This window comes from Vulgatibacter incomptus, from assembly GCF_001263175.1.
In the GTDB taxonomy this organism is placed as follows: Bacteria; Myxococcota; Myxococcia; order Myxococcales; family Vulgatibacteraceae; genus Vulgatibacter; species Vulgatibacter incomptus.
This window is the reverse complement of sequence record NZ_CP012332.1, coordinates 3,726,557-3,752,069: the sequence shown is the minus strand read 5'-3', so window position 1 is coordinate 3,752,069 and position 25,513 is coordinate 3,726,557. Positions and strand designations below refer to the sequence as shown.

Below are 25,513 nucleotides of genomic sequence, written 5' to 3'. Positions count from 1 at the left end.
GGAAGCCCGTTCGTTGATTCCGATACTCCTCTTCGCCTCCGGCCTCGGGGCGGGCGCGTTCGGCGCCCTCCTCGGGATCGGCGGCGGCATCATCCTCGTCCCGCTCCTCAACTTCGGCTTCGGCCTTCCCCTGGGCCACGCGGTGGCCATCGCCCTGGCCTGCGTGATCGCCACCTCCAGCGGCGCCGCGGCCACCTACGTAAAGGACCACCGCTGCGACGTGCGTCTCGGCATGAAGCTCGAGATCTTCACCGTCGCGGGCGCGCTGGCCGGCGCCTTCGTCGCGCCCTTCATGCCCCGCTCTGCGCTCCAGATCCTCTTCGGGCTGATGATCGTCCCGGTGACCTGGTCCCTGCTGCGCAAGGCGCCGTCCGACGGCGCCGCCAGCTTCGACGGGCAGTCGGTCCCGGTCCGGAACCTGCCCCTGGGCTGCGGCGTCTCCTTCGCGGCGGGCAGCCTCTCGGCGCTCCTGGGCATCGGAGGCGGGCCGATCAAGGTGCCGGCGATGAACCTCCTGATGGGGGTGCCGTTCAAGGTCGCCACCGCCACCAGCAACTTCATGATCGGGGTCACGGCGGCGGCAAGCGTCTTCGTCTACTACGCGCGGGGGATGCTCGACGTCGGCATGGCGGCCCCCACTGTCCTCGGTGTGATTCTCGGTGCCACCGTGGGTGCTCGGCTCATGCCGCACGTGCCCACCCGGCGGCTCAAGCAGGTGTACTCGGTGTTGCTCGTCCTCCTCGGCGCCGAGATGATCTCCAAGGGCCTCGACTTCGATCTCTGGAGGATGCTGTGAGCCGGATCGACGATCGGGCCTCTGCGAGGGCGGATTCGGAGGCGGTCGGGAGTGTTTCCGGGCGCGACGCGACGCTCGCCGCGAGCCAGGCCGCCGATCCCGGGCTCCAGGGAGAGCTGGCCATCGCGCTCCTTCTGCGGGGCGGAGTCGTTCTGGCCGCGCTCCTCCTCGCCGCCGCCCTCGTCGGCTCGCTGGTCTTCGGCACGCCCCTCTCCCAGGAGGGTGTGAGCCTCGGCCGGATCTTCAGCGGCGAGTCCCGGGGCCTGGACGCCCTCGCTCTCGTCGGGCTCTTGATCATGGGCGCAACGCCCGTGGCGCGCGTCGCGCTCTCGATCCCCGTCTTCGCCAAGGCAGGCGAGAGGTCACAGGCCCTGATCGGCCTCGGCGTCCTCGTGCTATTGGCCGTTTCGATCCTGCTCGGCGCGGTGGAAGGCTGAGCATCTACGTTCGAGAGGAAGTCATGATTCGGCTCGGCACGCCCCGATCCTTCGGCGCAACCAAGATCCTCCTCCTCGGCTCCGGTGAGCTGGGCAAGGAGGTCGCCATCGAGGCCCAGCGCCTCGGCGTTCACGTGGTCGCGGTCGACCGCTACCCCGACGCGCCCGCCATGCAGGTGGCGCACGCCTCGCACGTGATCTCCATGCTCGACGGCGCCGAGGTGCGCCGCGTGGTGGAGCTCGAGGACCCCGACTTCATCGTCCCCGAGATCGAGGCCATCGCCACCGAGACGCTGCTCGAGCTCGAGGGCGAGGGCTACACCGTGATCCCGACGGCGCGGGCCGCCCGGCTCACCATGGACCGCGAGGGGATCCGCCGCCTCGCCGCGGAGAAGCTGGGCCTGCCCACCTCGCGCTACCGCTTCGCCGCAACCGAGGACGAGTACGTCGCTGCGGTGCGCGAGATCGGCCTGCCGTGCGTGGTGAAGCCGGTGATGAGCTCCTCCGGCCACGGCCAGTCCGTCGTCCACGAAGAGGCGGACATCGCCCGGGCGTGGACCTGGGCGCAGGAGGGAGGCCGCGCGGGCAAGGGAAAGGTGATCGTCGAGGGCTTCGTCGACTTCGAGTACGAGATCACCTTGCTCACCGTGCGGCACGAAGGCGGGACCACCTTCTGCGAGCCCATCGGCCACAGGCAGGTGAAGGGCGACTACGTCGAGTCCTGGCAGCCGCAGCCGATGAACGCCCTGGCCCACGAGGAGGCGAAGCGGATCGCCCTCGCGATCACCGACGAGCTGGGCGGGCGCGGCGTCTTCGGCGTCGAGCTCTTCGTGAAGGGGGACCAGGTCTGGTTCTCCGAGGTCTCGCCGCGTCCCCACGACACCGGGATGGTCACGCTCATCTCGCAGGACCTCTCCGAGTTCGCCCTCCACGTCCGCGCGATCCTCGGCCTGCCGATCCCTATCGTCCGGCAGCAGGGCCCCGCCGCCTCCCACGTGATCCTCGTCCACGGCGAGTCGAAGGGTCCCTCCTTCCACCTCGGCAACGAGGTCCTCCGCGATCCCGACACGGCCCTTCGACTCTTCGGCAAGCCCGAGATCAAGGGCCACCGCCGCATGGGCGTCGCCCTCGCGCTGGGTGACACGCTCGGCCAGGCTCGCGCCAAGGCCGCCCGCCTCGCCGAGGGAGTCGAGGTCGAGCTCTAATCTTCGTCCAGGCGCCACGGCGTCACGATCACCGTGACCGCGGGTTTCTCCCGCAGGAGGAACCGCGCCTCGAGCACTTCCGCTCGGTGGTTGTGCAGGAGCTGGTGATACCAGTGGCGTCCGTGGATCGCCGACAGGATCACCACGACCTCGCACCCTGGATGGCGTCGCTGCAGGTCCCTCACGTGGGCCACGAGCGGCGCCACGAACTGCCGGTAATTCGAGGGCACCTCCACGAGCTCCGGCTCGCCGAGGCCGGCGGCTCGGGCGGGTTCGACGACCCAGTCGTGCCAGTTGCGCCTCAGGCGATCGGGAGGGTCGTCCCCGGTCATCACCTGGACCACCTGCACGCTCTTCGAGATCCGGAGCGCCAGGGCCAGCGAGCGCTGGGAAGCCTTGTTCCAGTACTTGAGGGGAACCACCGCTCGCACCGGCGCGAGCGACGAGAGGTCGATGGCCTCGCTTCGCTCGAGCGCCCTCCGCGTCTGGACGTAGTAGCGGTGGACGCTGGAGTAGAGGAGGAAGAGCGCCGCGATCAGCAGGAGCGAGATCCAGGCACCCTCGGTGAACTTCGAGGCGATGATCACGGCGAGGGTGGTGCCGGTGGCGACCGCCCCCACCGCGTTCATCGCCATCGATCGGCGCACCGGGAATCCGCCTTCGCGCCGCCGATCCCACCAGTGCTTCACCATGCCGGCCTGCGACATGGTGAATGCGCCGAAGGCGCCGACCGCGAAGAGGGGGATGAGCGAGTTCGTCACCCCCCTGAAGAGGATGAGCAGCATGCCGGCCAGCACCGCCAGCACGATGATGCCCCCGGAGAAGGCGAGCCGGCGCCCCCGGTGCGTGAAGACGTTCGGCAGGTAGCCGTCCATGGCGAGCAGGCGCGACACCCGGGGAAAGTCGGAGAAGCTCGTGTTCGCCGAGAGGCAGAGCACGGTGAAGGTGCTGGCCTGCACCACGAAGTAGAGCACGCCGCGGCCGGCGATGGCGCCGACGAGCTGGGAGAGGACGCTCTGGTAGCCGGGCTGGCCTGGCTCCGTGGCGCCGACGCCATAGGCCTTGCAGAGCCAGCCGATGCCCAGGAGCATGAGGGCCAGGAAGCCGATGATGATGCCCAGCGTCCGCTGGGCGAGGCGCGTCCTCGGCTCGCGGAACGCGGGAACCGCGTTGCTCACCGCCTCCACTCCGGTGAGCGCGGTACAGCCGTTGGCGAACGCCCGCAGCATCAGCCAGAGGCCCACCGGCTCGACCGCCTGCGGTAGCGGCGCGCTCGGTGTGATCGCCCGCGGGTGCCCACCCTGGATCAGCGTGTGCCAGACGCCGAGGGCGAGGGCGAGGCCGACGGAGGCGCAGAACAGGTAGGTCGGCGCCATGAACACGAGCCCCGCCTCGCGGATGCCGCGCAGGTTCACCAGCGTCAGGAACGCCAGGATCACGAGGCAGCACTCCGTCAGGTGCGGCTGCAGCACGGGAAACACCGAAACCACCGCGCCCACACCGGCGGAGATGCCCACGGCCACGTTGAGGATGTAGTCGATCGAGAGCGACGCCGCGGCGACGATCCCGGCGGTGGGGCCGAGGTTGGCGTGCGCGACGATGTAGGAGCCGCCGCCGTTCGGATACGCCGCGATCGTCTGCCGGTAGGAGAAGTAGACGATGAGCAGCAGGGCGACGATCGCCAGGATGAACGTAGGCAGGTAGCCCACGCCGACCGCGCCCAGCACCAGCAGCACCGTGAGCGCCGCCTCCGGCCCGTAGGCCGCGGAGGAGAGGGCGTCGAGCCCCAGCGCGGGCACCCCTTCTCGAGGGCCGATCTCCTCGGCGGCCTCCTCGGCGGTGGCCAGGCGTCGACCGAAGACCCATGCCCGGAGCGACATTTTCGGAGGATAGGGATGGCGGCGTGGTCGGGCGGGCGTCCGGGGCCATCGGTCAGGTGGCCGATGGCAGCCCGACCGGAGCGCGCCTCCGTCTAGACGGCGCCGAGCGTCCGCGAGATCGCGCGGGCGGTGTAGTCGACCACCGGGATCACGTGGGCGTAGTTCATCCGCGTGGGGCCGATCACGGCCAGCGCGCCGAGGATCTGGTCGCCCTGGGTGTACGGCGCCGCCACGAGCGACACGTCGGCCAGACCGGAGAGCTCGCTCTCCGCGCCGATGAAGATCTTGATCTCTCGGCCCTCGAGCGCGCGCTGGAGCACGACGAGGAGGCGATCCTTCTGCGCGAGGGACGCGAAGAGGTTCCGCATCTTCTCTACGTCCTCGGCGAAGGAGGGCTCGTCGAGGAAGCTCGCCTCGCCCTCCACCAGCACGGGGGGCGGCCGGGGCAGGCCCGGGTCGTCGAAGGCCCTGTCGGCCAGCGTGAGGGTCTTGCGGTGGAGCTCGTCGTAGAGCGCCTGCTCGGCCATCTTCTCCGCGCGGATCCGCTGCTGGATCTGGTCGAGGCTTAGCTCGCGCAGGAGCTCGTTCAGCAGGTTGGTCGCGTGCTCGAGCTCGCCGGGGAGGAGCGGGAAGTCGACCGTGATCAGGCGGTTGTGCACCAGCCCCGCCTGGGTGACGAAGATCGCCAGCACCCGGTCCTCGCGCAGGCGCACGAACTCGATCCGCCGGAAGATCGCCTGCTCCAGCGCGGGCGCGACCACCACCGAGGCGTGCCGGGTGAGCTGGTGGAGGAGCTTGCCCGCGCCGGCCATGAGGTCCGCAAGCGGCGCCGGCTGGACGCTCCGCTCGATCCGGCCCCGATCCCTCGCGCCGGGGGTGCGTACACGGACGAGGCCGTCCACGTAGAGGCGGAAGCCCTTGTCGGTGGGGATCCGCCCCGCAGAGGTGTGGGGCTTGCCCAGGTAGCCCAGCGCCTCGAGGTCGGCCATCGCGCTGCGCACGGTGGCGGAGGAGAGCTCGTAGCGGGGAGCGATGACGTTGGAGCCGACGGGCTCGCCGGTGGAGATGAACTCCTCGACGATCGCCTTGAGGATCTCTCGTTCGCGCCTGGGCAGCTCTTCTTCGCGTGGAGGGGGCGACATGGCGATGGCCTGGTTTGTACCGCTTTCCGCCGAAGACGGTAAAGCCGCCGCGACGCCCCGACAACCTGCTGCGGACATCCCTTCGTCGCCGGCCGCTGCAACCGGCGGTCTGGTCGGGCCAATGCTGCGCTCCCGACTCCGTTCCGAGGGCCTACCCCGCGAGGAAGTGGACAGGTAGGACGCTTGCGGCCACGGCGACGCTCGCCGGTCGGAGGCTCGACACTTCCTACGTTCGAACGGCGCTCGTGACACGCTAGAGTTCGCTCAGTAGGCCATGGGCGGGCGGACGCCCGGACGAAGTGCGATCGGAACGGTGGTGTCGCCGTGAGTCAGATCGAAGGCGAGCGGCAGCGGGTATTGCGGTCCCTTCTAGAATTGGACGGCCCGCTGGGCGAAGTGTTGTACGTCTTGGCCGCGCTGCCGTGGGACTGCGACGAAGAGGTCGTGACGTTGCTTCCACGGCATGTAGTTCGGACCCTTGAGAGGTTCAGTATCGGAAGCCTGTCGGCCGGCGAGGTCGAACGCTGGGCGGACTCCATCGAGGGCCGAGACGACATCGGTCTGGATGCCGAGTGCCGCGACACGCTGAAAGAAGTAGTTTTCTTTCTGGCCAATCCTGTCCTTGAAGGCGTCCTTACTAACGAAGGCGCCCGGCGATGGATCGAGCGTCTCGCGAAGGACTGTGCGCCTAGCGCCGGGTGATCCGCCAGCAGCGGTGGACCTTGCGGTTCCGGATGTCGTCGGGGATCGAGGCGGGCGTGATCTCGGCGAAGCGGAAGGCGGGGAGGGCGCGGTCGTCGAGCTGGAAGCCCGTGAAGTTGGTGGAGAAGTAGAGGGCGCCGCCCGGAGCGAGAAGGGCGAGGACGTCGTCGAGCAGGCGCACGTGGTCGCGCTGGATGTCGAAGGTCTCGGCCATCTTCTTGGAGGCGGAGAAGGACGGAGGATCGAGGACGATGAGGTCGTAGAGACGGCCCCGCTCCTGGGCGCACCACCGGGTGACGTCGGAGCGGATGAGCTCGTGCCGGGGACCCCAGAGGCCGTTGAGCTCGAGGTTTTCCTGGGTCCAGTCGAGGTAGGTGTTGGAGAGATCCACCGAGGTGGTCTCGCTGGCGCCGCCCGCCGCCGCGTACACGGTGAACGAGCCCGTGTAGCAGAAGAGGTTGAGGAAGCGCTTTCCCCGGGCCTCGTCGCCTACCCGCGCGCGGGTGAGGCGGTGGTCGAGGAAGAGGCCGGTGTCGATGTAGTCGTCCAGGTTCACCCAGAAGCGCAGGCCGCCCTCCTCGACGACCACGCGCTCGCCTCCGCTTCCCAGCTTCTCGTACTGCTGCTGGCCCCAGACCTTGGGCGCCTTGGTCTTCCAGTGGATCCGCTCGGGCGGCACGCCCAGCTCGTCGCGTATCGCGTCGCGCACCTCGCCCGCACGGGCCTCGCGCTGAGCGGCGGGGGTGAAGCCTCCGCCGGCGAGCTCGACCACGTGCACGTGGCCGCCGTACCAGTCGACCATGAAGCGGTATTCGGGGATGTCCGAGTCGTAAAGGCGGAACGCGGTGAGGCCCTGGCGCGCGGCCTGGCGCATCCGCTGGGGAGCGACCTTGCGCAGGCGGTTCGCAAAGGGAGACGACTTCTCGGACGGTTCTGCCACAGGACGACCTCTTTCGATCACGCGACCCGACTTGACGAGTTGGCCCGACAGGTGCAATGCGAGGGCCCATTCGTGGGTGAACTGGCCCACTGAAGGAGATTCGTCATGACCCGTAGCGCTCGTCTCGTCGTCACCTCTACCATCGCGTCGCTCCTGATTCTCGGCGGCGTTGCCTGCAAGGGCGGCACCGAGACCCAGCCCTCCAACCCGAAGCCCCCGGCCCAGCCCGCTCCGGCCCCCACGGCTCCCGCGCCGAAGGCCCCGGCTCCGAGCGAGGAGGCTCCCGCGGCCCCCGAGGGCGGCGAGGCTCCCAGCGCGGTCGAGGTGACGCCGGAGGCCAAGAAGGAGGGCGACGAGCTCTTCGCCTCGCTCTGCTCCACCTGCCACGGCGCCAACGGCGACGGTAACGGCCCCGCGTCCGCTTCCTTCCCGACGAAGCCGGCGAACTTCCACAGCCCCGAGTTCCAGAAGTCGGTCTCGAACGAGGAGATCGCGAAGGCGATCGTCGACGGCGGACCCGCGGTGGGCAAGAGCCCGCTGATGCCGGCGAACCCGAACCTCAAGGACAAGCCGGCCGTCGTCGAGGCGCTCGTCCAGAAGATCCGCGGCTTCGGCAAGGCGGAGTAGTTTCACCCAGGGTGAGACGGTCGCGCACGCTGCGCGGCCGTTCGCTCCGACCGCGGCCGGTCGGCGTCTCGGATGCGAGATCGCCGCACCGGCCGTGTGCGTTTCGGCGGCACCGTAGCGGCTCCTGCCCTGGCGAAAACGCGGCCGGGCGCTACCGGATTCGCCCGCCCGCCGGAGGCGACGCGGTGCGGCCATCCTCCGGCCACGAGTGCCGCGGATACCGTCGCGAGAGCTCCTTGCGGATCGCGGGGTAGTGCCGCTCCCAGAACCCCTCCAGATCCCGCGTGACCTGCACGGCCCGCTGGTTCGGCGCGAGGAGATGGAGCGTGAGGAAGACGCGCCCCTTGCAGATCGCCGGACCCTTGGTCATCCCGAAGAAGTCCTGGAGCCGCGACTCGATCCACGGCGGCCGACCTTCCTCGTAGTGGATCTTCACGCCCTTGCCGCCGGGCAGCGCGACGCGCTCCGGCAGCTCCCTGGCGAGGAGGCGCTGCTGCTCGGGGGTGAGCAAGAAAAGGAGCCGGTCGGCCAGCGGAACCTCGCGCAGCTCGGCGAAGCTCCGCAGGCCCTCGCAGGCCGCGGTGAGTGCGTCCTCCATCGCCTCGTCGGAGATGGCGGGCCATCCGGCCTCCGGGAGCTCCGCCGCCGCGAGGCGCAGCCGCGAGAGGAGCCCCTCGATCTCGCCCTCCGCCGCGAAGGCAGAGATCCCTCGGGCGAGGGCAGCCTTGGCGAGGACGCGGGCGGTCTCCTCGGAGGGCTGCGCCGGTCCCCGGCTCTCGTCGAGGACCACGGCGCCGTAACGGAGCTGGCTCACCCTCTCGACCCGCTCGGCGGTGGAATCCCAGATCCACTCGTCGCGCTCGGCCACTTCGTCGGGGAAGAGCTCGAGGAGCCACTCTGGCTCGATCGCGGAGGCCAGGCGGATCAGGCCGCTCCTCGCGGCGCCGGGCCGGGCCGCGTGCTCCTCGGCGGCGACCGCAACGACGAAGGGCGCGTCGTGGACCACGCTCGAGTCCGCGAGCCTGGCCGAGCCGCCGCCAGAGAGCACCAGCTCCCGGCCCGTGGGAGTCCGGCGCCTGGCGACCCGGTCCGGGAAGCCGGCGAGCACCGCATGGAGGAGGGCCTCCTCCCGGGCCGCGGCCGTCCGCGGTGCTTCGGGCGCCTTGCCGCCCAGGAGCCGCTGGAGCTGTCGTCGCGATCGATCCACGGCCTCCGTCGCGCGATGATCGAGTCCAATCGCCCGCATGCGCTGCGGCGCGAAGCGGGCGGCCTCCGCCTCACGAAAGCGCGAGAGGAGCTCGAGGAGATCCGAGGAGCCGGCCGCCGCCGCCCGGCCCCTGCCGCCGCCGAAGTCGACGCGGGCGTCCTGGCGGAGATCCCGCTCCGCTGTGAGAGCGGCGAGCACACACGCGTCCGGACCGACGCCGCGGCCCTCGCCCTCGACGACCATCCGGCCGAGGCGCGGGTGGATGGGGAACGCGAGAAGGCGCTTTCCCACCTCGGTGAGCGCGCCGGCGTCGTCGAGGGCGCCGAGGCGGACGAGGAGCGACTCCGCCGCGTCGAGGGCGGCAGGCAGCGGCGGCTCGAACCACTCGAAGGATCGCGGATCCTTCACGCCGGCGCCGTGGAGCGAGAGGAGGAGCTCGGCGAGGTCGAGGCGGTGGATCTCGGGCGCGTCGCGCTCGGGCCGCCCGTCGAAGTCGTGGCGGGTGTAGAGCCGGAGCACCTTGCCGGCCCGGGTGCGGCCCGCGCGGCCGGCGCGCTGGATCGCTGAGGCCTGGCTCACCTTGGCGATCTGCAGCGTGGGCAGGCCGCTCCACGGCGAGTGCCCCGCCATCCGGGCGAGGCCGGCGTCGATCACAGCGGCGATCCCGTCGATCGTCACCGAGGTCTCGGCCACGTTGGTGGAGAGGATCACCTTGCGGCGCGAGCTGGGGCGCACCGCGCGATCCTGCTCGGCGGGGGGTAGATCGCCGTGCAGCGGGAGGACGAGGAGATCCTGTGCCTCCGCCACCGGCGCGAGGGCCTCGGCGGCCCGGCGGATCTCGCCGGCGCCCGGGAGGAAGATGAGGAGGTGGCCGTCGAGGCCCGCCTGCAGCATCCGCTTCACGGCGCCCGCGACCTGCTCGGCGAGGGGCCGCTCATCCGGCCTCTCGAGGTGCTGGAGCTCCACCTCGAAGCGCCGGCCCTCGCTGCGGATCCGCGGGGCGCCGCCGAGGTAGTCGGCCACTGGCTCGGCGGCGAGAGTGGCGGACATGACGACGAGCTTGAGGTCCGGGCGAGCGCCGCGCTGGAGCCGGCGGAGGAGGGCCAGGCCCAGATCGCCCGCGAGGTGCCGCTCGTGGAACTCGTCGAGGACCACCGCCAAGACGCCGCGCAGCGTCGGATCGGCGAGGAGGCGGCGCGTGAGGATCCCCTCGGTGACGAAGCGCAGCCGGGTCTCGGGGCCACCCACCTCCTCGAAGCGCACCGAGTAACCGACGCGCCTCCCGATGTCCTCGCCGAGCTCCTCTGCCACCCGCTGCGCGGCGAGCCGGGTCGGCAGGCGCCGGGGCTGGAGCACCAGGATCTCGCCGCTGCCGAAGCGGCCGGACTCGAGGAGCGCGAGAGGGACCCTCGTGGTCTTTCCGGCACCCGGCGGCGCCTCGATCACCACGGATCCCGCCTGGGCGAGGGCGTCGACGATCCCGGGAAGGAGCGGGTCGATCGGGAGGGGAGGGCGGCGGTCCATATGCCTAGGGCGCTGCGCCCACCGAGAGCTTGTTGGTCTTGTTCTTCCAGCGGATCCAGCCGGCGGGCGGATCACCCGTGGGGCAGCTCCCCACGGCGGGCCCCGGCCCGTCGCAGCCGAAGATCCCCTCGGGGTTCTTCGTCTCGTAGATCTGCTCGTCCTGGTCGATGCAATAGATCTTCCGGCCTGCGTCGAGGAGCCGCGGCCAGGCGTACGCGATGAAGCGTCGCTCCCGATCGTGGGTGGAGTCCGGGAGGTCGTAGCGGAAGCAATACCCGCCGGCCTCGAGGATCTCGCCGGTCACCCGCGTACCCGCGGAGGGGACCAGGGAGTTCGGCAGGACCTCTCCGCTCGGGAGGCGATCCCTGCCGGCGAGCTGGCCCATCGTCCCGAACTCGGCGACGCCGTTTCCGTCCTGATCGAGCCACGCGCGCTCGCGGAAGAGACCCTGTGCCCAGTGCAGGGTCCGCAGGGTCGAGACGGCCGTCTTCTCCACGAAGGCCTGCCCCGAGCCGATCACGTTTTCGGCGCCGTATTTCACGATGAAGACGGCTCCGGCGACGGTCACCAAAGCGATCAAGCCGCCGATCGCCAGCCAATGTCTGATACGCAAAAAATGCTTCCTTACGGTCCGGCCATGGGCTAGAAGTCCGCGGCCGTCCATCCGACTCCGGCACGCGCACGGACTTGTACGTGGGAACGGACGATCTCGCCAGCGAGCTTTGCGATCTCGCAGGCGGAATCGCTCACCCCCTGTACACCCCTTGTAGCGACCGGCGGTGCCGGCGGTGTGTGGCAGAGCGGACGGGTGCGGCAAGGTGCCGCGGCAGATCGCCGCAGTGGCTCGGATGTCGAGCGAGAGAGAGTGTGCTTGGTCGACTTTGAGGCAATCGGCATGAGACTTGCCAAAGGCCGGTCGATTCAGCCAGTCGAACCTGGTTCCGCGCCGTCGGTCTACGCGATCGGCCGCGTGGCTTCTTCATAAGGTAGGGCGACTTCAGTGGATGCTCCCGGACATCGACCGGACGAACGCGACGACTCGCCGGTCCCATACGTCTTTCCGCCCTGGGCGGATCTGGTTCCGAAGGTCCTTCCCGTGGCGACCGCGATCGTCGCCGGCGTGGCGATCTTCGTCATCTGGTTCTGGTTCTCCCCGAAGCACACGGAGGTCGGCTACGCGCCGACCCAGCCGGTGGCGTACAGCCACAAGCTGCACGCGGGTGACCTCGGGATCGACTGCCGCTACTGCCACGTCGCGGTGGAGAAGGGCCCCAAGGCCTCGGTCCCGTCCGCCGACATCTGCATGAACTGCCACACCGTGGTGAAGCACGACTCGCCCAAGCTCGCGCTGGTGCGGGAGAGCTACGCGAACGGCACGCCGATCGAGTGGATCAAGGTCCACAAGGTGGCGGACTTCGCGTACTTCAGCCACGCACAGCACGTGAACAAGGGCGTGGGCTGCGTGGAGTGCCACGGCCGCGTCGACCAGATGGAGACCGTCCGGGTGAGCGAGCCGCTCAGCATGAGCTGGTGCCTCGACTGCCACCGGAACCCGGGTCCGCACCTGCGCCCGAAGGATCAGATCACCAACATGGGCTGGGCGCCGGAAGGGGACCGCGAACAGCTTGGCCAGGAGCTCGTGGAGAAGTACCACGTCTCCCCGCCGACCGATTGCTCGGGGTGCCACCGATGAGCCGCCATCACGAACACGAACACGATCACGACCACGATCACCACGATCACGACGAGGCCCTCCTCCCGGTGACCGAGGGTGGCAAGACCTACTGGCGTAGCCTGGATCAGGTCGAGGGCACCAAGGAGGCCCAGGACTTCCTCCGCCGGGAGTTCCCGGAGGGTGCGTCCGAGCTCCTCGATCCCGTCTCGCGCCGCAGCTTCCTCTCGCTGATGGGCGCCTCGGTGGCCCTCGCCGGCCTCACGGGCTGCCGCCGTCCGGTCGAGAAGATCGTCCCGCTGTCGCGGCGTCCTGAGGACACGCTCCCCGGCCTCCCGCAGTTCTACGCCACCACGATGGCGGTCTCCGGCATGGTGACCGGCCTTGTGGTCGAGGCCCATGACGGCCGGCCCACGAAGATCGAGGGCAACCGGCTCCACCCCGCGTCGCTGGGCGGTGCCTGCTCCTTCGAGCAGGGCGCGGTCCTCGGCCTCTACGATCCCGACCGGACCGTTCGCGTCCTCGAGGGCGGCGTCGACTCGACCTGGACCTCGTACGACGTCTTCTGGAACGAGCGGCTCGCCGAGCTCCGGAAGAACGACGGCAGGGGACTCCTCGTCCTCCACGAGGCCTCGACCTCTCCCGCCTTCGCCGCCATGGTGGCGAAGCTCCGGGCGGCGCTCCCCGAGGCGACGATCGCCGAGTGGGATCCGATCGGTGACGACGAGACCGTCGCGGCCTCCCGCCTCGCCTTCGGCGAGGCCCTCCAGCCGGTCTACCGCCTCGAGCACGCCGACAGCATCGTCGCCGTCGACGCCGACCTCTTCGGCAGCAGTGCCTTCCACCTGCGCTACAGCCGGGATTGGGCGGCGCGCCGGCAGCCGGACGCCCCGGGCGGCATGAACCGCCTCTGGGCGATCGAGCCGGTCTTCACCGTCACCGGCGGCACCGCCGACCACCGCCTGCGCGTCCGCGCCGGCGAGGTTGGCCCGTTCCTCCGCGCGCTCGCCGCCGAGCTCCAGAAGAACGGCGTGGACGTCCCCGCCGGGATCGCCGCTCCGTCGGACGCCTTCCCGCAGAAGTTCGTCAAGGCCCTGGCCCGCGAGCTCGCGGCGAAGCGTGGCCGTAGCGTGGTCGCCGTGGGCGCCCACCAGCCGGCCGGCATCCAGGCCATCGGCTTCGCGATCAACGAGGCCCTCGGCAACGTCGGCGAGACCGTCTCCTACGCTCCGGTTGCGAACGCTCCCGACCAGCGCCGGGTGGTGCAGCTCTCCGCCGCCGCCAAGTCCCTCGAGGCCGGGCAGGTCGACACCCTGGTGATCCTCGGCGGGAATCCCGCCTACGACGCCCCGGTGGAGCTCGGCTTCAGCGCGGCGATGGCCAAGGCGAAACACAAGATCCACCTCGCCGTCGCGCCGAACGAGACGTCGCAGCTCGCCGATTGGACGATCCCCGAGACCCACTTCCTCGAGGAGTGGGGCGACGCGGTCGCTCTCGACGGAACCTACTCGGTGGTGCAGCCGCTGGTCGCGCCGCTGTGGGATGGCCGTAGCAAGATCGAGATCCTCGCCCAGATCGCGGGCGCGCCGAAGAAGGGCTTCGACATCGTCCACGGCGCCTTCCTCGCCGAGAAGGGCACCGAGGCCGACTGGCGCAAGGCGCTCCACGACGGCGTGGTCGAGGGCAACCAGCTCCGCTCCGCCACGGTGGACGGCGCTGCCATCGCCGGCGCCGTCCGGACGATCGTTGCGCCCCCTGCTGCGTCTCCGGGCTCGCTCGACCTCGTCTTCGTCGCCGACAACAAGGTCCTCGACGGCCGCTTCGCCAACAACGGCTGGCTCCAGGAGCTGCCGGATCCGATGACGAAGCTCACGTGGTCGAACGCGGCCATGGTCAGCCCCGACACCGCGAAGGTGCTCGGCCTCGAGACGAACGAGATGGTTCGGATCGAGGTCGGCGGACGCACCCTCGACGCGGGAGTCTGGGTGCAGCCGGGCCTCGCCGAGAACACGGTGGCGATCGCCCTCGGCTACGGGCGCACCCACGCCGGGCGCGTCGGCAACGGCCGCGGCTTCGACTCCTACAAGCTCCGCACCGCCGACACCCTCTGGAGCGCCACGGGCGCGAAGGTGGGCCGGATCGCCGGGACGGCGCTGCTGCCCACCACGCAGAACCATCAGTCGATGGAGGGCCGCCCGCTGGTCCGCGAGGGCACGGTCTCGGAGTACACCGAGAACCCGGCATTCGCGCGGCAGATGGTGAAGCACCCGCCGCTCCTCGCGCTCTGGAAGCAGCACGAGTACGTCGGGCAGCAGTGGGGTCTCGCAATCGACCTCAACTCCTGCGTCGGCTGCAACGGCTGCATGATCGCGTGCCAGGCGGAGAACAACATCCCCGTCGTCGGTCCCGAGCAGGTCCGCATGGGCCGGCAGATGCACTGGATCCGCATCGACCGGTACTTCGCGAGCACCAACGCGGAGAACGACCGCGATCTCTCCGAGCCCCAGGTCGTCCACCAGCCGGTCACGTGCATGCAGTGCGAGAACGCGCCCTGCGAGAACGTGTGCCCGGTGGCCGCGACCGTCCACTCCAAGGACGGCGGCCTCAACGACATGGTCTACAACCGGTGCATCGGCACCCGGTACTGCTCCAACAACTGCCCGTACAAGGTCCGCCGCTTCAACTTCTTCGACTATCACCACGTCGGCGGTGAAGGCGAGATCACGGCAGTTCGCGAGCTCGCGTTCAACCCGGACGTGACCGTGCGGACCCGCGGCGTGATGGAGAAGTGCACCTACTGCATCCAGCGGATCAACGTCGGCAAGCGCGACGCGAAGCTGCGCGGGCAGGAGAAGGTGCCGGACGGCGCGATCACGCCGGCCTGCGCCCAGGCGTGCCCCACCGAGGCGATCACCTTCGGTGACATCAACGACCCCAACAGCCGGGTGAGCAAGCTCAAGGCCCAGCCGCGGAACTACGAGATGCTGGGCGAGCTCAACGTGCAGCCTCGCACCTCGTACCTGGCCCGCATCCGGAACCCGAACCCCGAGATGGCATCGTGAGCCGCCCCAATCTCATTCCAGAAGCAATTCTGCCGGCCTCGCTCGTAGAGGAGGAGAAGCTCGTATCCGGCAACCCGTCGTTCCACGACATCACCCACCTGGTGTCCGAGGTCACCGAGCGCAAGACGCCGATGGCCTGGTACATCGTCCTGGCGCTCTCGCTGGGCATCCTTGCCGCGTTCGGCGGCACGGTGATGTATCTGGTTTGGGCCGGTATCGGTATCTGGGGTCTCCAGCAGCCGGTCGGCTGGGCCTGGGACATCACGAACTTCGTGTTCTGGGTCGGTATCGGTCACGCCGGTACGCTGATCTCCGCCATCCTCTTCCTCTTCCGGCAGAAGTGGCGGACCTCGATCAACCGCTTCGCCGAGGCGATGACCCTCTTCGCCGTGGCCTGCGCGCTGCTCTTCCCGGGCATCCACGTCGGCCGGATCTGGATGACCTACTACCTGGCCCCCCTGCCCAACGCGATGGGCATGTGGCCGAACTTCCGCAGCCCGCTCCTCTGGGACGTGTTCGCGGTCGGTACCTACGGTACGGTCTCGCTCCTCTTCTGGTACGTCGGTCTCATCCCCGACCTCGCCACCCTCCGCGATCGCGCCAAGACCAAGACGCGGGCCATGCTCTACGGCCTGTTCTCCCTGGGCTGGCGCGGCTCGATGCGGCACTGGATCAACTACGAGCGCGCCTACCTGATCCTCGCCGGCATCTCCACGCCGCTGGTGCTCTCGGTGCACACCATCGTGTCGTTCGACTTCGCGACCTCGGTGATCCCGGGCTGGCACACGACGATCTTCCCGCCGTACTTCGTCGCGGGCGCCATCTTCTCCGGCTTCGCCATGGTGGTGACGCTGATGGTCCTCGCCCGGCAGCTCTTCGGGCTGAAGGATCTCGTCACGATCGGTCACCTGGAGAAGATGAACAAGATCATCCTCCTGACCGGCACCCTCGTCGGCTACGCCTACGCCATGGAGTTCTTCATCGCCTGGTACAGCGGCGGTGAGTACGAGCGCTTCGCCTTCATCAACCGCGCCTTCGGTCCCTACGCCTGGGCCTACTGGACGATGATCACCTGCAACGTGATCTCGCCGCAGTTCTTCTGGTTCAAGCGCTTCCGCCGCAGCATCCCGGTGATGTTCGTCCTCTCCATCGTGGTGAACATCGGCATGTGGTTCGAGCGCTTCGTGATCATCGTCACGTCGCTCCACCGGGACTTCCTGCCTTCGTCCTGGGGCTACTTCATGCCGTCGAAGTGGGATCTCCTCACCTTCATCGGCTCCTTCGGCCTCTTCTTCACGCTCTTCCTGCTCTTCATCCGCTTCCTCCCGATGATCGCCATCGCCGAGGTGAAGAGCGTCACCCCGCAGGCCGATCCCCACTTCGGCCACCGGAACGAGGGTGACCTCGTGGCGGAGGCGCACTAGAGATGGCAAAGCACAAAGTCCTCGTCGCCGAGTTCGACACGCCCGCGGAGATCGTCTCGGCAGCCGGCAAGCTCCAGGCCGCCGGCTACCGCGACTACGACGCTCACATCCCGTTCCCGATCCACGGCCTCGACAAGGCGATGAAGATCCCCGACTCCAAGCTCGGCTGGATCGTCCTCGCCTGCGGGATCACCGGTGCGAGCATCGGCCTCGGGCTCCAGTGGTGGTCGAGCACGATCGAATACCCGATGGTGATCGGCGGGAAGCCCTTCTTCAGCTTCCAGGCCTTCGTCCCCGTCACGTTCGCGCTGACGATCCTCCTCTCGGCCTTCGGCACCGTCTTCGGGATGTTCGCGCTCAACGGGCTGCCCAGGTGGCACCACCCGGTGCTCATGCACCCGAACCTGCGCCGGATGACCGACGACAAGTTCTACCTCTCGGTGGAGTCGGACGACCCCCGCTTCGACCTGACCAAGACCCGCGACCTGCTCGAGCAGGTCGGCGGCAAGCGCATCGCGCTCCTGGAGACACCGTGATTCGCCGGATGCTCCTTCTCTCGTTCTTCGCGGCGCTCGCGCTCGCTGGCTGCCGTGGCGGCACCAGCACCGAGCCGCCGCTCCTGGTGCCGTCGAAGTGGGTGGACCACTTCTTCCTGCCGGTCACCAACATGAACAACCAGCCCAAGGCCAAGGCCCAGAGCCAGTCGCACTTCTGGCCCGACGGCCGGACGGCGAGGCTGCCGCCCGAGCACACCGTGGCCCGGGACGCCCTCAAGGCGGACGACGCCTTCTACCGGGGCGTGGACTCGGCCGGTAAGCCCGTCGCCCAGTACCCGGTGGAGCTCTCCGAGGGCCTCCTCGCCCGCGGGCAGCAGCGCTACAACATCTACTGCGCGCCCTGCCACGACGCGGTCGGCACCGGCAAGGGCATCGTGCCCACCAAGGGCTGGATCCCGCCGCCGAGCTTCCACGACGAGCGGATCCTCGAGTTCGTCCCCGGGCAGCTCTTCGACGTGATCTCCCACGGCGTCCGCACCATGCCCTCCTACGCCAAGCAGATCTCCGAGGGGGATCGCTGGGCGATCGTCTCCTACATCCAGGCGCTCCAGCGCTCCCACCACGCCAGCCTCGAGGACGTCCCGCCCGAGCTGAGGAACAACCTGAGATGAGCTCTTCGTCTACGATGGCGCCCAGCCTCGACGCTCACCACTCGCCGTCGGTGAGACTCGACCAGATCCACTGGGAGTCGGCCCGCTCGAAGCGGGTGGCGGTCTCCGCGTTCGCCGTCGGCGTGCTGGGAATCGCGGCGACCCTGCTGGGCACGACCTTGCTCGAGCCCACGCAGGCCTTCGGCTCGTACCTCTTCGCCTACATGCTCTTCCTCAGCCTCGGGCTGGGCTCGCTCTTCTTCGTGCTCCTGCACCACATCACGGGCTCGAAGTGGGGCGTGGTGGTGCGGCGCCTGGCGGAGGCGTCGATGTCGACGCTGCCGCTCTTCGCGCTGCTCTTCATCCCCATCCTCGTGGGCATGCACCACCTCTACGAGTGGGCGGATCCGGCCGAGGTGGCGCACGACGCCCTCCTGCAGGAGAAGTCGGCCTACCTCAACGTGCCCTTCTTCGTGATCCGGGCGGTCCTCTACTTCGTGTTCTGGACCCTGCTCTCGATCTACCTGAGCCGTAAGTCGGTCCAGCAGGACAAGGGCGACGGCGCTCGGATCCTCGCCTCGCTGAAGACCTTCAGCGCTCCCGGCATGATGATCTTCGGGCTCACCACGACCTTCGCGGCCTTCGACTGGTTGATGTCGCTTTCGCCGCACTGGTTCTCGACGATCTTCGGCGTGTACTACTTCGCCGGCGGGATCCAGGGCACCCTGGCGCTCCTCATCGTCATCGCGTTCCTGCTGCAGCGGAGCGGCCTCCTCGCTGGTGTCGTGACCATCGAGCACTACCACGACCTGGGCAAGCTGCTCTTCGGCTTCACGGTGTTCTTCGCCTACATCGCGTTCTCCCAGTACTTCCTGATCTGGTACGCGAACATCCCCGAGGAGACCTTCTGGTTCCTCGACCGCTGGGGACCGTGGGCGGGCACCAGCCTCGCGCTCATCCTCATGACGTTCGTGCTCCCGTTCATCGTCCTGCTCTCGCGTCACGCGAAGCGGAACCTCGCGCCGCTGCTCATCGCCGCGATCATCGTGCTGATCGGCCGCGCGATCGACATCTTCTGGCTGGTTCTCCCCAGCCTCGATCACGATCACATGGGCCCGCAGGTGGGCTGGATCACCTTCTCCGCGCTCCTCGGCATCGGCGGGCTCTACGTGGGCATGCTGGCCTGGCGGCTCGGCAAGAACCCGCTGATCCCCGTCGGCGATCCCTTCCTCCGCTCCTCCCTGGGTCACGAGAATGGCTGAGAACGCTCACGAACATCCGCACCACGGCGCCGCAGAGGCGGAAGCCGACCGCGCCAACGTCGGCACCGTCGGGGTCTCCCTCGCCGTCATGGCGATCGTCCTCGCCGTCACCTCCTACGTGCTCTACGCGTACTTCGCGCGGGAGGCCGAGGCCATCCACTACAGCCAGGTGCTCTCGCTCGGCTCGCCGCCGCTCGAGCAGCTCCGCGCCTACAACGACGAGCAGCTCGGCACCGCCGGCGTGGTCGACGCGGAGAAGGGGATCTACCGGATCCCCGTCGCCGACGGCATGAAGCTCTTCGTGAGCGAGGCGCGCGAGCGCCAGGCAGCCGGGATCCCGCAGACGATCGTCAGGCCGGCCGCCGCGGAGGCCACGTCGAAGTGAAGCGCTCGTCCACCAGATGGCTCGTCGCGGCCGGGTTGATCCTGGCCGCGATCCCAAGCCTCGCGGGCGCCCAGCGCGCTCCGGGAGGCCTGAGGGAGCTCTCTCCGCCCGCCAACGTGCTGCCCAAGCAGCTCGAGACGGTGGACGTGGAGGAACATCTGGGCGAGATGCTTCCGCTCGACGTGAAGCTGAAGGACCACACCGGCAAGGACGTGCTGCTCGGGGACTACTTCCAGAGCGGCCGTCCGGTGATCGTCAACCTCGTCTACTACGGCTGCCCGATGCTCTGCGGCCTGGTGCTCAACGGCGTGGCCAAGACCATTGGCGAGCTCCAGTACCTGCCGGGCAAGGAGTTCGAGGTCGTCACGGTCTCCATCGATCCCAAGGAGACCACCGACCTCGCGGCCAAGAAGCGCGACACCATCCTGGAGCTGGCGAACCGCACGGACTTCGGGACCGGCTGGAACTTCCACACCGCGGAGGAGGGCGAGGTGCAGCGCCTGGCCGACGCCCTCGGCTTCAAGTACCACTGGGTGGAGAAGGAGCAGACGTGGGCGCACCCCGCCGCGATCTTCGTCGCTTCGCCCGAGGGAAAGATCAGCCGCTACCTCTACGGGATCGAGTTCCCCGCTTCCAACCTCAAGCTCGCCCTCCTCGACGCATCCAAGGGAAAGGTCGGGAGCACGATCGATAAGCTCCTGCTCTTCTGCTACCACTTCGACGATGATTCCAAGGAGTACGTTCTCTTCGCCCAGAGGCTGATGCGGTACGGGGGTGCGCTCACCCTGGTCTGCCTCGGTGCCTTCCTCTTCATCAATTGGCGCCGCTCCTCCTTGCGCAAGAGCTGACTGTCATGTCGACCAATCACGACTCGTTCCTCTTCCCGCCGCAGGCCTCGACGTTCGCCAAGGACGTCGACTCGGTCTACTATTTCATCCACTACCTCAGCATCTTCTTCTGGGTGCTGATCGTCGGCGCGATCGTCTTCTTCGTCTGGCGTTACAAGCGCGGGCACAAGGAGGGCGTGGGGCCTTCGCACAGCCTCCCGCTCGAGCTCACCTGGTCGATCATCCCGCTGGTCCTCGTGATCGCGATGTTCCTCTGGGGCTTCAAGACCTTCATGTACGTCTCGCGCGCCCCCGGTGACGCGACCGACATCCACGTGACGGGCGCGAAGTGGTCGTGGACCTTCGAGTACCCGAACGGCCTCAAGGAGATGAACGAGCTCCACGCGGTGATCGACAAGCCCGTGCGCCTGGTCATGACCTCGACCGACGTGATCCACTCCTTCTACGTTCCGACCTTCCGGAACAAGATGGACGTGGTGCCGGGCCGCTACTCCACCTTCTGGTTCCAGCCGACCGTGCTCGGTCCCCAGCAGGTCTTCTGCGCGGAGTACTGCGGCGACGGCCACTCGGAGATGCTCGCGAAGATCATCGTCCAGACTCAGGAGGAGTACGACGCCTGGATGAAGGAGACCGCGAAGGAGGATACGACCACGCCGCTGCCCGAGCTCGGCGCGAAGCTCTTCCAGTCGAAGGCCTGCTTCACCTGCCACAACACGGATACCTCCGCGAAGGTCGGCCCCGGCTTCCAGGGGATCTTCGGCCACGAGGTGGAGCTGGACAACGGAACCAAGGCGATGGTCGACGAGAACTACATCCGCACCAAGCTCCTCACGCCGCGTGCAACGACGGTCAGGGGCTTCCCGCCGGTGATGCCGAGCTTCCAGGGGCAGCTCACCGACCGCGAGATCGACGGACTCATCGAATACATCAAGTCCCTCAAGTAGGCGTTTCATCCCGTCTACGCTGAAGGAAGGCGAAATGAGCATCGCAAACGTACCCACCTCGGAATCGCCTGAGAGCCTTCCGAAGGTCCATTACTGGAACGCCACTAAGGGCTGGAAGTCCTGGGCGTTCACGGTCGACCACAAGCGGATCGGCATGATGTACCTCATGGCGATCCTGACCACGTTCTTCATCGGCGGCATCTTCGCCATCCTGGTGCGCCTGCAGCTCCTCAACCCGGGCGGCATGCTGGTAGGCAACAAGGTCTACAACCAGATCTTCACGCTCCACGGCGTGGTGATGGTCTTCCTCTTCCTGGTGCCGTCGATCCCGGCGTCCCTCGGCAACTTCTTCCTGCCGATGCAGCTGGGCGCCAAGGACGTGGCGTTCCCGAAGCTGAACCTCGCCAGCTTGTACATCTACGTCATCGGCGCGGCCTTCGCCCTGTACTCGATGGTCGCGGGCGCGGTCGACACCGGCTGGACCTTCTACACGCCGTACTCGATCACGACGAACACCGCCGTGGTCTCGATGACGTTCGCCGCCTTCATCCTCGGCTTCTCGTCGATCCTCACCGGCCTGAACTTCATCGTCACCACCCACAAGCTGCGCGCGCCGGGCATGACCTGGATGCGCATGCCGCTGCTGATCTGGGCGCTCTACGCGACCAGCGTCATCCAGCTGCTGGCGACGCCGGTCCTCGCGATCACGCTGCTCCTCACTGCGATGGAGCGCGTCCTCGGCGTGGGCATCTTCGACCCCGCGCTGGGCGGCGACCCGATCCTCTACCAGCACTTCTTCTGGTTCTACTCGCACCCGGCCGTCTACATCATGGCCGTCCCGGGCTTCGGCGTGGTCTCCGAGATCATCGCCACCTTCACCCGGCGTCCGGTCTTCGGCTACCGCTTCGTGGCCCTCTCCTCGCTGGCGATCGCCTTCATCGGCTTCTTCGTCTGGGGCCACCACATGTTCGTCTCGGGCCAGTCCGAGTTCGCGGGCATGGTCTTCAGCTTCCTCAGCTTCTTCGTGGCGATCCCCACCGCGGTGAAGATCTTCAACTGGACCGCGACCCTCTATAAGGGCTCGATCAAGCTGGAGTCGCCGCTCCTCTTCATCCTCGCCTTCCTCATCCAGTTCACCATCGGCGGCCTCACCGGCCTCCCGCTGGCCACGCTGGCCACGGACGTGCACCTCCACGACACCTATTACGTGGTCGCGCACTTCCACTACGTGATGATGGGCGGCACCGTCTTCGCGTTCATCGGCGGCCTGCACTACTGGTGGCCGAAGATGACCGGCCGCATGTACAACGAGCCCCTGGCGAAGCTCGCGGCCTGCATCCTCTTCGTGGGCTTCAACATCACGTTCTTCACCCAGTTCGTGCTCGGTCTCCGCGGGATGCCGCGCCGCTACGCCACCTACCTCGAGCAGTTCCAGAACCTTCACGCGTTCTCGTCTGTCGGCTCGTGGATCCTGGCGGTGGGCTTCCTCCTGATCGCCGCCTACCTGCTCCAGTCGCTGCGTAGCGGCCGGATCGCGCCGGCGAACCCCTGGGGCGCCTCCACCCTCGAGTGGCAGACCCAGTCGCCGCCGATCACCGAGAACTTCGTCGATACCCCCCACGTCACCACCGGGCCCTACGTCTACCCCGACCAGGAGCCCGTCCCCTCCCGGAGGGTCGCGTGAGCCAGATCGCAGGCATTCCCGACTCCGTAAAGCGACACACGGTCGGCCACCACTTCGCCAACGCGGAGAGCGAGTTCTCCGCGGCGAAGCTCGGCTTCTGGATCTTCCTGGCGACCGAGACGCTGATGTTCGGCGGTCTCTTCGTCGCCTACTCGTACTTCCGCTCCCTCATGCCCGAGACCTTCGAGGCGGCGCACCGCACGCTCTCGGTTCCCCTCGGCACGCTGAACACGGTGGTGCTCATCACGAGCTCGCTCACCATGGCCCTGGCGATCCGCTCGGCGATGGTGAACAAGCAGAAGCAGATGATGGCCTTCCTGGTCATCACGCTGGTCGCCGCCGCGGGCTTCATGGTGATCAAGCTCGGCTTCGAGTGGCCCCACAAGTTCCACGAGGGGACACTGCCGTCGTACTGGTACACCTACGAGGGCCTCAAGGACGTCCCGAACCCGCAGATCTTCTACGGTCTGTACTTCGTGATGACGGGCCTCCACGGCCTCCACGTGATCATCGGCATGGGCCTGATCCTGTGGCTCATCATCCTCGGCAAGAAGGGCCGCTTCTACAGCGGCTACTACACCCCGCTCGAGATCACGGGCCTCTACTGGCACTTCGTCGATCTCGTCTGGATCTTCCTGTTCCCCCTCTTCTACCTGGTGGCCTGAACATGTCGAACGAGAGCCATCCCCACGCCGAAGAGCTCCACCACGAACCGCTCCCGCTCATGATCTACGGGGGCGTGTTCGGCGGCCTGCTCTTCCTCACCTTCATCACGGTCTTCATCTCCCAGTTCCACTTCGGCGACTGGAACCTCGTCGTCGCGATGGCGGTGGCCGTGGTCAAGGCGAGCCTGGTCGTCCTCTACTTCATGAACCTCAAGCACGATCACGACCGCTTCAACGGCGTGGTCTTCCTCACCGGGCTGCTCTTCCTCGTGATCTTCACGGGCCCGACGCTCTGGGACAAGTTCACCCGCCACGACGTCGATCCGACCCGCGGCGCCACGGTGGGCGTGAGCCGTCCGGGCTATCCCCCCGGCGTCTCCGGTCATCCCCTGCCGGAGGCCGGCAAGAGCCAGGCCGCGGTCGAGGCCGCGAAGTAGCTCCCGGCTTCTACGGGCGTTGATCCATGGAGGCCCCGGGGCGTTCGCCCTTGGGGCCTTCGTCTTTTTGGCGCAGGGGGAGCCGGATCTTGAAGGTCGACCCCTTGCCCAGCGCGCTCTCCACCTCGATGCGCCCCTCGTGGGCCTCCATCAGCCTTCGGGCCGCCGAGAGGCCCAGGCCGACCCCCGGGATCTCCTCCTTGCGGCCGACCCGCTGGAAGGGCTCGAAGATCCGGAGGTGATCCTTGGGGGCGATGCCGAGACCGTGATCCTCGACCTCCACCCAGGCCCAGCGGCCCTCGGTCCCGGCGCGCAGCTCCACCACGCCGCCCTGGGGCGAATACTTGATCGCGTTGCTGATCAGGTTGTTTAGCACCTGCCCGATGCGGGTCGCGTCGCAGCAAACCATCAGCGGCTCGGGAGGAAGGTCCATCACGAGCTGGTGGATCGGCGACGCGTCCTCGAAGAGCTCGTCGGCTTCGATCACCAGGTCGCGGAGATCGTTGGTCTGGGTGTCGAGCTCGACCCTGCCGAGCTCGATCCGAGTCATGTCCACGAGATCCGAGACCATTCGGTTGAGGCGGTTCACCTGGGTGGCGATTCGGCGCTGCTGCTGGTCCAGCTGCTCGGGGCTGAGAGTGCCTTGGCTGCGGCGCCGCTCGGTGAGGGCCACCGTCGTCTTGAGCGCCGCCAGCGGGTTCCGGAGGTCGTGGGCCACCGCGAGGAGGGCGCCGTAGCGGTTCTGCCGCTGCTGCTCGAGCGTCTCGGCGAGCTCGTTGAAGGTGAAGGCCATCTCCCTGAGCTCGACGGGGCCGCTCTCGGGGCGCGGGCCTTGGTGTCACCCGAGGAGTAGGCGAACAGCGCGGAGCGGAGGTAGTTGAAGGGCCGGAAGACGCCGCGCCTCGACGACGCGATCACGCCGAGGATCGCGAGCGGGAGGATGATCACGAAGACCACGGAGACGTCGGTCACCGCGCGGCTGAGGTGGTCGACGTGGCGCTGGGTCTCCATGGCCTCGGCGCGCGACTCGTACATGTACGCGCTCACGGCTGTGAGGGCCTGGTTGAAGGCAGGGGCGGAGAGCGTGAGGATCTCGATCGGCGTCAGGCGCCCCTCGGCGCGGAGGTCGGACCTCCGCGCCAGGTAGGCGTCGACCGAATCGCGGATCCCGTCGATCTGGCGCTCTTCGTCGGGGTCGCTCGCGGCCTGCCTGGCCACCAGGAGCCAGTCGAAGATGTTTCGCCTGGCGCGGTCGCGGGCCTCCCGATGGCCGGCGTCGCGAGTCTCTGCGAAGAGGAGGGCCTCCCGGCTGAAGAGGAGGAGGTTCGTCCGGATCTCGCCCATCGCGTGGATGGACTCCAGCTCACGGGTCACCACCGTCGTCGCCGTGTTGAAGAGGGCGGTGAGCGTCAGCAGCGCGACCGCCGCCGCCACCGCGATGCCGCCGAGGGTGAGCATGGAGGCCAGGAAGAGGCCCTTCACGCTCACGATCCGTTGGCTCGCGCGATTTCCTCTCGGCGACT

At 68.2% G+C, this 25,513-nt stretch carries 24 protein-coding genes; 17 read left to right on the top strand and 7 right to left on the bottom strand.

The window, feature by feature from the left end; translation table 11 throughout:
- Nucleotides 1–13: 13 nt before the first annotated feature.
- Genes AKJ08_RS15760 through purT form a run of 3 tightly spaced genes read left to right on the top strand, consistent with a single transcriptional unit; the run spans nucleotide 14 to nucleotide 2,438 of the window.
- Nucleotides 14–796 (top strand): sulfite exporter TauE/SafE family protein, encoded by a 783-nt coding sequence (locus AKJ08_RS15760; RefSeq protein ID WP_050726940.1) that lies wholly within the window; start codon nucleotides 14–16, stop codon nucleotides 794–796.
- Nucleotides 793–1,233 (top strand): DUF1634 domain-containing protein, encoded by a 441-nt coding sequence (locus AKJ08_RS15755; RefSeq protein WP_050726939.1) that lies wholly within the window; start codon nucleotides 793–795, stop codon nucleotides 1,231–1,233. The genes AKJ08_RS15760 and AKJ08_RS15755 overlap by 4 nt, the downstream gene beginning before the upstream one ends.
- 23 nt (nucleotides 1,234–1,256) lie before the next feature.
- Nucleotides 1,257–2,438, top strand: coding sequence for a formate-dependent phosphoribosylglycinamide formyltransferase (gene purT / locus AKJ08_RS15750; RefSeq protein WP_050726938.1), 1,182 nt, complete (start codon nucleotides 1,257–1,259; stop codon nucleotides 2,436–2,438).
- On the opposite strand, the gene AKJ08_RS15745 is transcribed toward purT, so the two are convergent.
- Both AKJ08_RS15745 and hrcA read right to left on the bottom strand, forming a co-directional pair.
- Complete coding sequence (locus tag AKJ08_RS15745) at nucleotides 2,435–4,318, bottom strand: APC family permease (RefSeq protein ID WP_050726937.1); 1,884 nt, start codon at nucleotides 4,316–4,318, stop codon at nucleotides 2,435–2,437. The two genes, purT and AKJ08_RS15745, sit on opposite strands and share 4 nt — an antisense overlap.
- A gap of 92 nt (nucleotides 4,319–4,410) precedes the next feature.
- Nucleotides 4,411–5,460 carry a heat-inducible transcriptional repressor HrcA gene (hrcA, locus tag AKJ08_RS15740; RefSeq protein WP_050726936.1) on the bottom strand — a complete coding sequence of 350 codons (1,050 nt, stop codon included), beginning with the start codon at nucleotides 5,458–5,460 and terminating at the stop codon, nucleotides 4,411–4,413.
- A gap of 324 nt (nucleotides 5,461–5,784) precedes the next feature.
- Here hrcA and AKJ08_RS15735 point away from each other — a divergent pair, with 324 nt between their 5' ends.
- Complete coding sequence (locus AKJ08_RS15735) at nucleotides 5,785–6,162, top strand: hypothetical protein (RefSeq protein WP_050726935.1); 378 nt, start codon at nucleotides 5,785–5,787, stop codon at nucleotides 6,160–6,162.
- Here the strand turns inward: AKJ08_RS15735 and AKJ08_RS15730 are convergent.
- Nucleotides 6,149–7,102 carry a class I SAM-dependent methyltransferase gene (locus tag AKJ08_RS15730; protein WP_050726934.1) on the bottom strand — a complete coding sequence of 318 codons (954 nt, stop codon included), beginning with the start codon at nucleotides 7,100–7,102 and terminating at the stop codon, nucleotides 6,149–6,151. The genes AKJ08_RS15735 and AKJ08_RS15730 overlap by 14 nt on opposite strands.
- Nucleotides 7,103–7,207: 105 nt before the next feature.
- Between AKJ08_RS15730 and AKJ08_RS15725 the strand changes: the two genes are divergently transcribed.
- Entirely contained in the window at nucleotides 7,208–7,729 is a 522-nt protein-coding gene (locus tag AKJ08_RS15725; protein ID WP_050726933.1) for a c-type cytochrome, read from the top strand.
- Nucleotides 7,730–7,880: 151 nt separating this feature from the next.
- Here AKJ08_RS15725 and hrpB read toward each other — a convergent pair whose 3' ends face one another.
- Together hrpB and AKJ08_RS15715 are read right to left on the bottom strand one after the other, a co-directional pair.
- Nucleotides 7,881–10,460: an ATP-dependent helicase HrpB gene (hrpB, locus tag AKJ08_RS15720; RefSeq protein ID WP_050726932.1), complete on the bottom strand. Its 2,580-nt coding sequence runs from the start codon at nucleotides 10,458–10,460 to the stop codon at nucleotides 7,881–7,883.
- Nucleotides 10,461–10,464: 4 nt separating this feature from the next.
- Nucleotides 10,465–11,073 (bottom strand): hypothetical protein, encoded by a 609-nt coding sequence (locus AKJ08_RS15715; protein ID WP_050726931.1) that lies wholly within the window; start codon nucleotides 11,071–11,073, stop codon nucleotides 10,465–10,467.
- A 483-nt stretch (nucleotides 11,074–11,556) separates the two neighbouring features.
- Here AKJ08_RS15715 and AKJ08_RS15710 point away from each other — a divergent pair, with 483 nt between their 5' ends.
- The 12 genes from AKJ08_RS15710 to AKJ08_RS15655 are packed head-to-tail and all read left to right on the top strand — an operon-like array spanning nucleotide 11,557 to nucleotide 23,990.
- Nucleotides 11,557–12,153 (top strand): cytochrome c3 family protein, encoded by a 597-nt coding sequence (locus tag AKJ08_RS15710; RefSeq protein ID WP_240475375.1) that lies wholly within the window; start codon nucleotides 11,557–11,559, stop codon nucleotides 12,151–12,153.
- Complete coding sequence (locus AKJ08_RS15705; protein WP_157370751.1) at nucleotides 12,150–15,194, top strand: TAT-variant-translocated molybdopterin oxidoreductase; 3,045 nt, start codon at nucleotides 12,150–12,152, stop codon at nucleotides 15,192–15,194. Before AKJ08_RS15710 ends, AKJ08_RS15705 begins: the two co-directional genes overlap by 4 nt.
- Before the next feature lie 14 nt (nucleotides 15,195–15,208).
- Nucleotides 15,209–16,618, top strand: a complete 1,410-nt coding sequence (gene nrfD / locus AKJ08_RS15700; protein WP_050727620.1) for an NrfD/PsrC family molybdoenzyme membrane anchor subunit — start codon at nucleotides 15,209–15,211, stop codon at nucleotides 16,616–16,618.
- Nucleotides 16,619–16,620: 2 nt separating this feature from the next.
- Nucleotides 16,621–17,154 (top strand): DUF3341 domain-containing protein, encoded by a 534-nt coding sequence (locus tag AKJ08_RS15695; protein WP_050726928.1) that lies wholly within the window; start codon nucleotides 16,621–16,623, stop codon nucleotides 17,152–17,154.
- Complete coding sequence (locus AKJ08_RS15690; RefSeq protein ID WP_050726927.1) at nucleotides 17,151–17,786, top strand: c-type cytochrome; 636 nt, start codon at nucleotides 17,151–17,153, stop codon at nucleotides 17,784–17,786. The genes AKJ08_RS15695 and AKJ08_RS15690 overlap by 4 nt, the downstream gene beginning before the upstream one ends.
- Nucleotides 17,783–19,027, top strand: a complete 1,245-nt coding sequence (locus AKJ08_RS15685) for a hypothetical protein (protein WP_157370750.1) — start codon at nucleotides 17,783–17,785, stop codon at nucleotides 19,025–19,027. Before AKJ08_RS15690 ends, AKJ08_RS15685 begins: the two co-directional genes overlap by 4 nt.
- Nucleotides 19,020–19,412 carry a hypothetical protein gene (locus tag AKJ08_RS15680; RefSeq protein WP_050726925.1) on the top strand — a complete coding sequence of 131 codons (393 nt, stop codon included), beginning with the start codon at nucleotides 19,020–19,022 and terminating at the stop codon, nucleotides 19,410–19,412. The genes AKJ08_RS15685 and AKJ08_RS15680 overlap by 8 nt, the downstream gene beginning before the upstream one ends.
- The gene (locus AKJ08_RS15675) at nucleotides 19,409–20,260 is read left to right on the top strand and encodes an SCO family protein (RefSeq protein WP_050726924.1); all 852 of its coding nucleotides are present in this window, start codon (nucleotides 19,409–19,411) and stop codon (nucleotides 20,258–20,260) included. The genes AKJ08_RS15680 and AKJ08_RS15675 overlap by 4 nt, the downstream gene beginning before the upstream one ends.
- A 5-nt stretch (nucleotides 20,261–20,265) precedes the next feature.
- The gene (gene coxB, locus AKJ08_RS15670) at nucleotides 20,266–21,204 is read left to right on the top strand and encodes a cytochrome c oxidase subunit II (RefSeq protein WP_050726923.1); all 939 of its coding nucleotides are present in this window, start codon (nucleotides 20,266–20,268) and stop codon (nucleotides 21,202–21,204) included.
- Nucleotides 21,205–21,238: 34 nt separating this feature from the next.
- On the top strand, nucleotides 21,239–22,888 hold the full coding sequence (gene ctaD / locus AKJ08_RS15665) for a cytochrome c oxidase subunit I (RefSeq protein ID WP_050726922.1): 1,650 nt from the start codon (nucleotides 21,239–21,241) through the stop codon (nucleotides 22,886–22,888).
- On the top strand, nucleotides 22,885–23,553 hold the full coding sequence (locus AKJ08_RS15660) for a cytochrome c oxidase subunit 3 family protein (RefSeq protein ID WP_240475373.1): 669 nt from the start codon (nucleotides 22,885–22,887) through the stop codon (nucleotides 23,551–23,553). The genes ctaD and AKJ08_RS15660 overlap by 4 nt, the downstream gene beginning before the upstream one ends.
- 2 nt (nucleotides 23,554–23,555) lie before the next feature.
- Nucleotides 23,556–23,990, top strand: coding sequence for a cytochrome C oxidase subunit IV family protein (locus tag AKJ08_RS15655; protein WP_050726921.1), 435 nt, complete (start codon nucleotides 23,556–23,558; stop codon nucleotides 23,988–23,990).
- A gap of 10 nt (nucleotides 23,991–24,000) precedes the next feature.
- Here the strand turns inward: AKJ08_RS15655 and AKJ08_RS15650 are convergent, their stop codons facing one another.
- On the bottom strand, nucleotides 24,001–24,663 hold the full coding sequence (locus tag AKJ08_RS15650) for a sensor histidine kinase (protein WP_420806371.1): 663 nt from the start codon (nucleotides 24,661–24,663) through the stop codon (nucleotides 24,001–24,003).
- A complete protein-coding gene (locus AKJ08_RS20515; RefSeq protein WP_240475371.1) occupies nucleotides 24,576–25,472 on the bottom strand; it encodes a hypothetical protein in 897 nt (298 codons plus the stop codon). Before AKJ08_RS20515 ends, AKJ08_RS15650 begins: the two co-directional genes overlap by 88 nt.
- Nucleotides 25,473–25,513 lie beyond the last annotated feature (41 nt).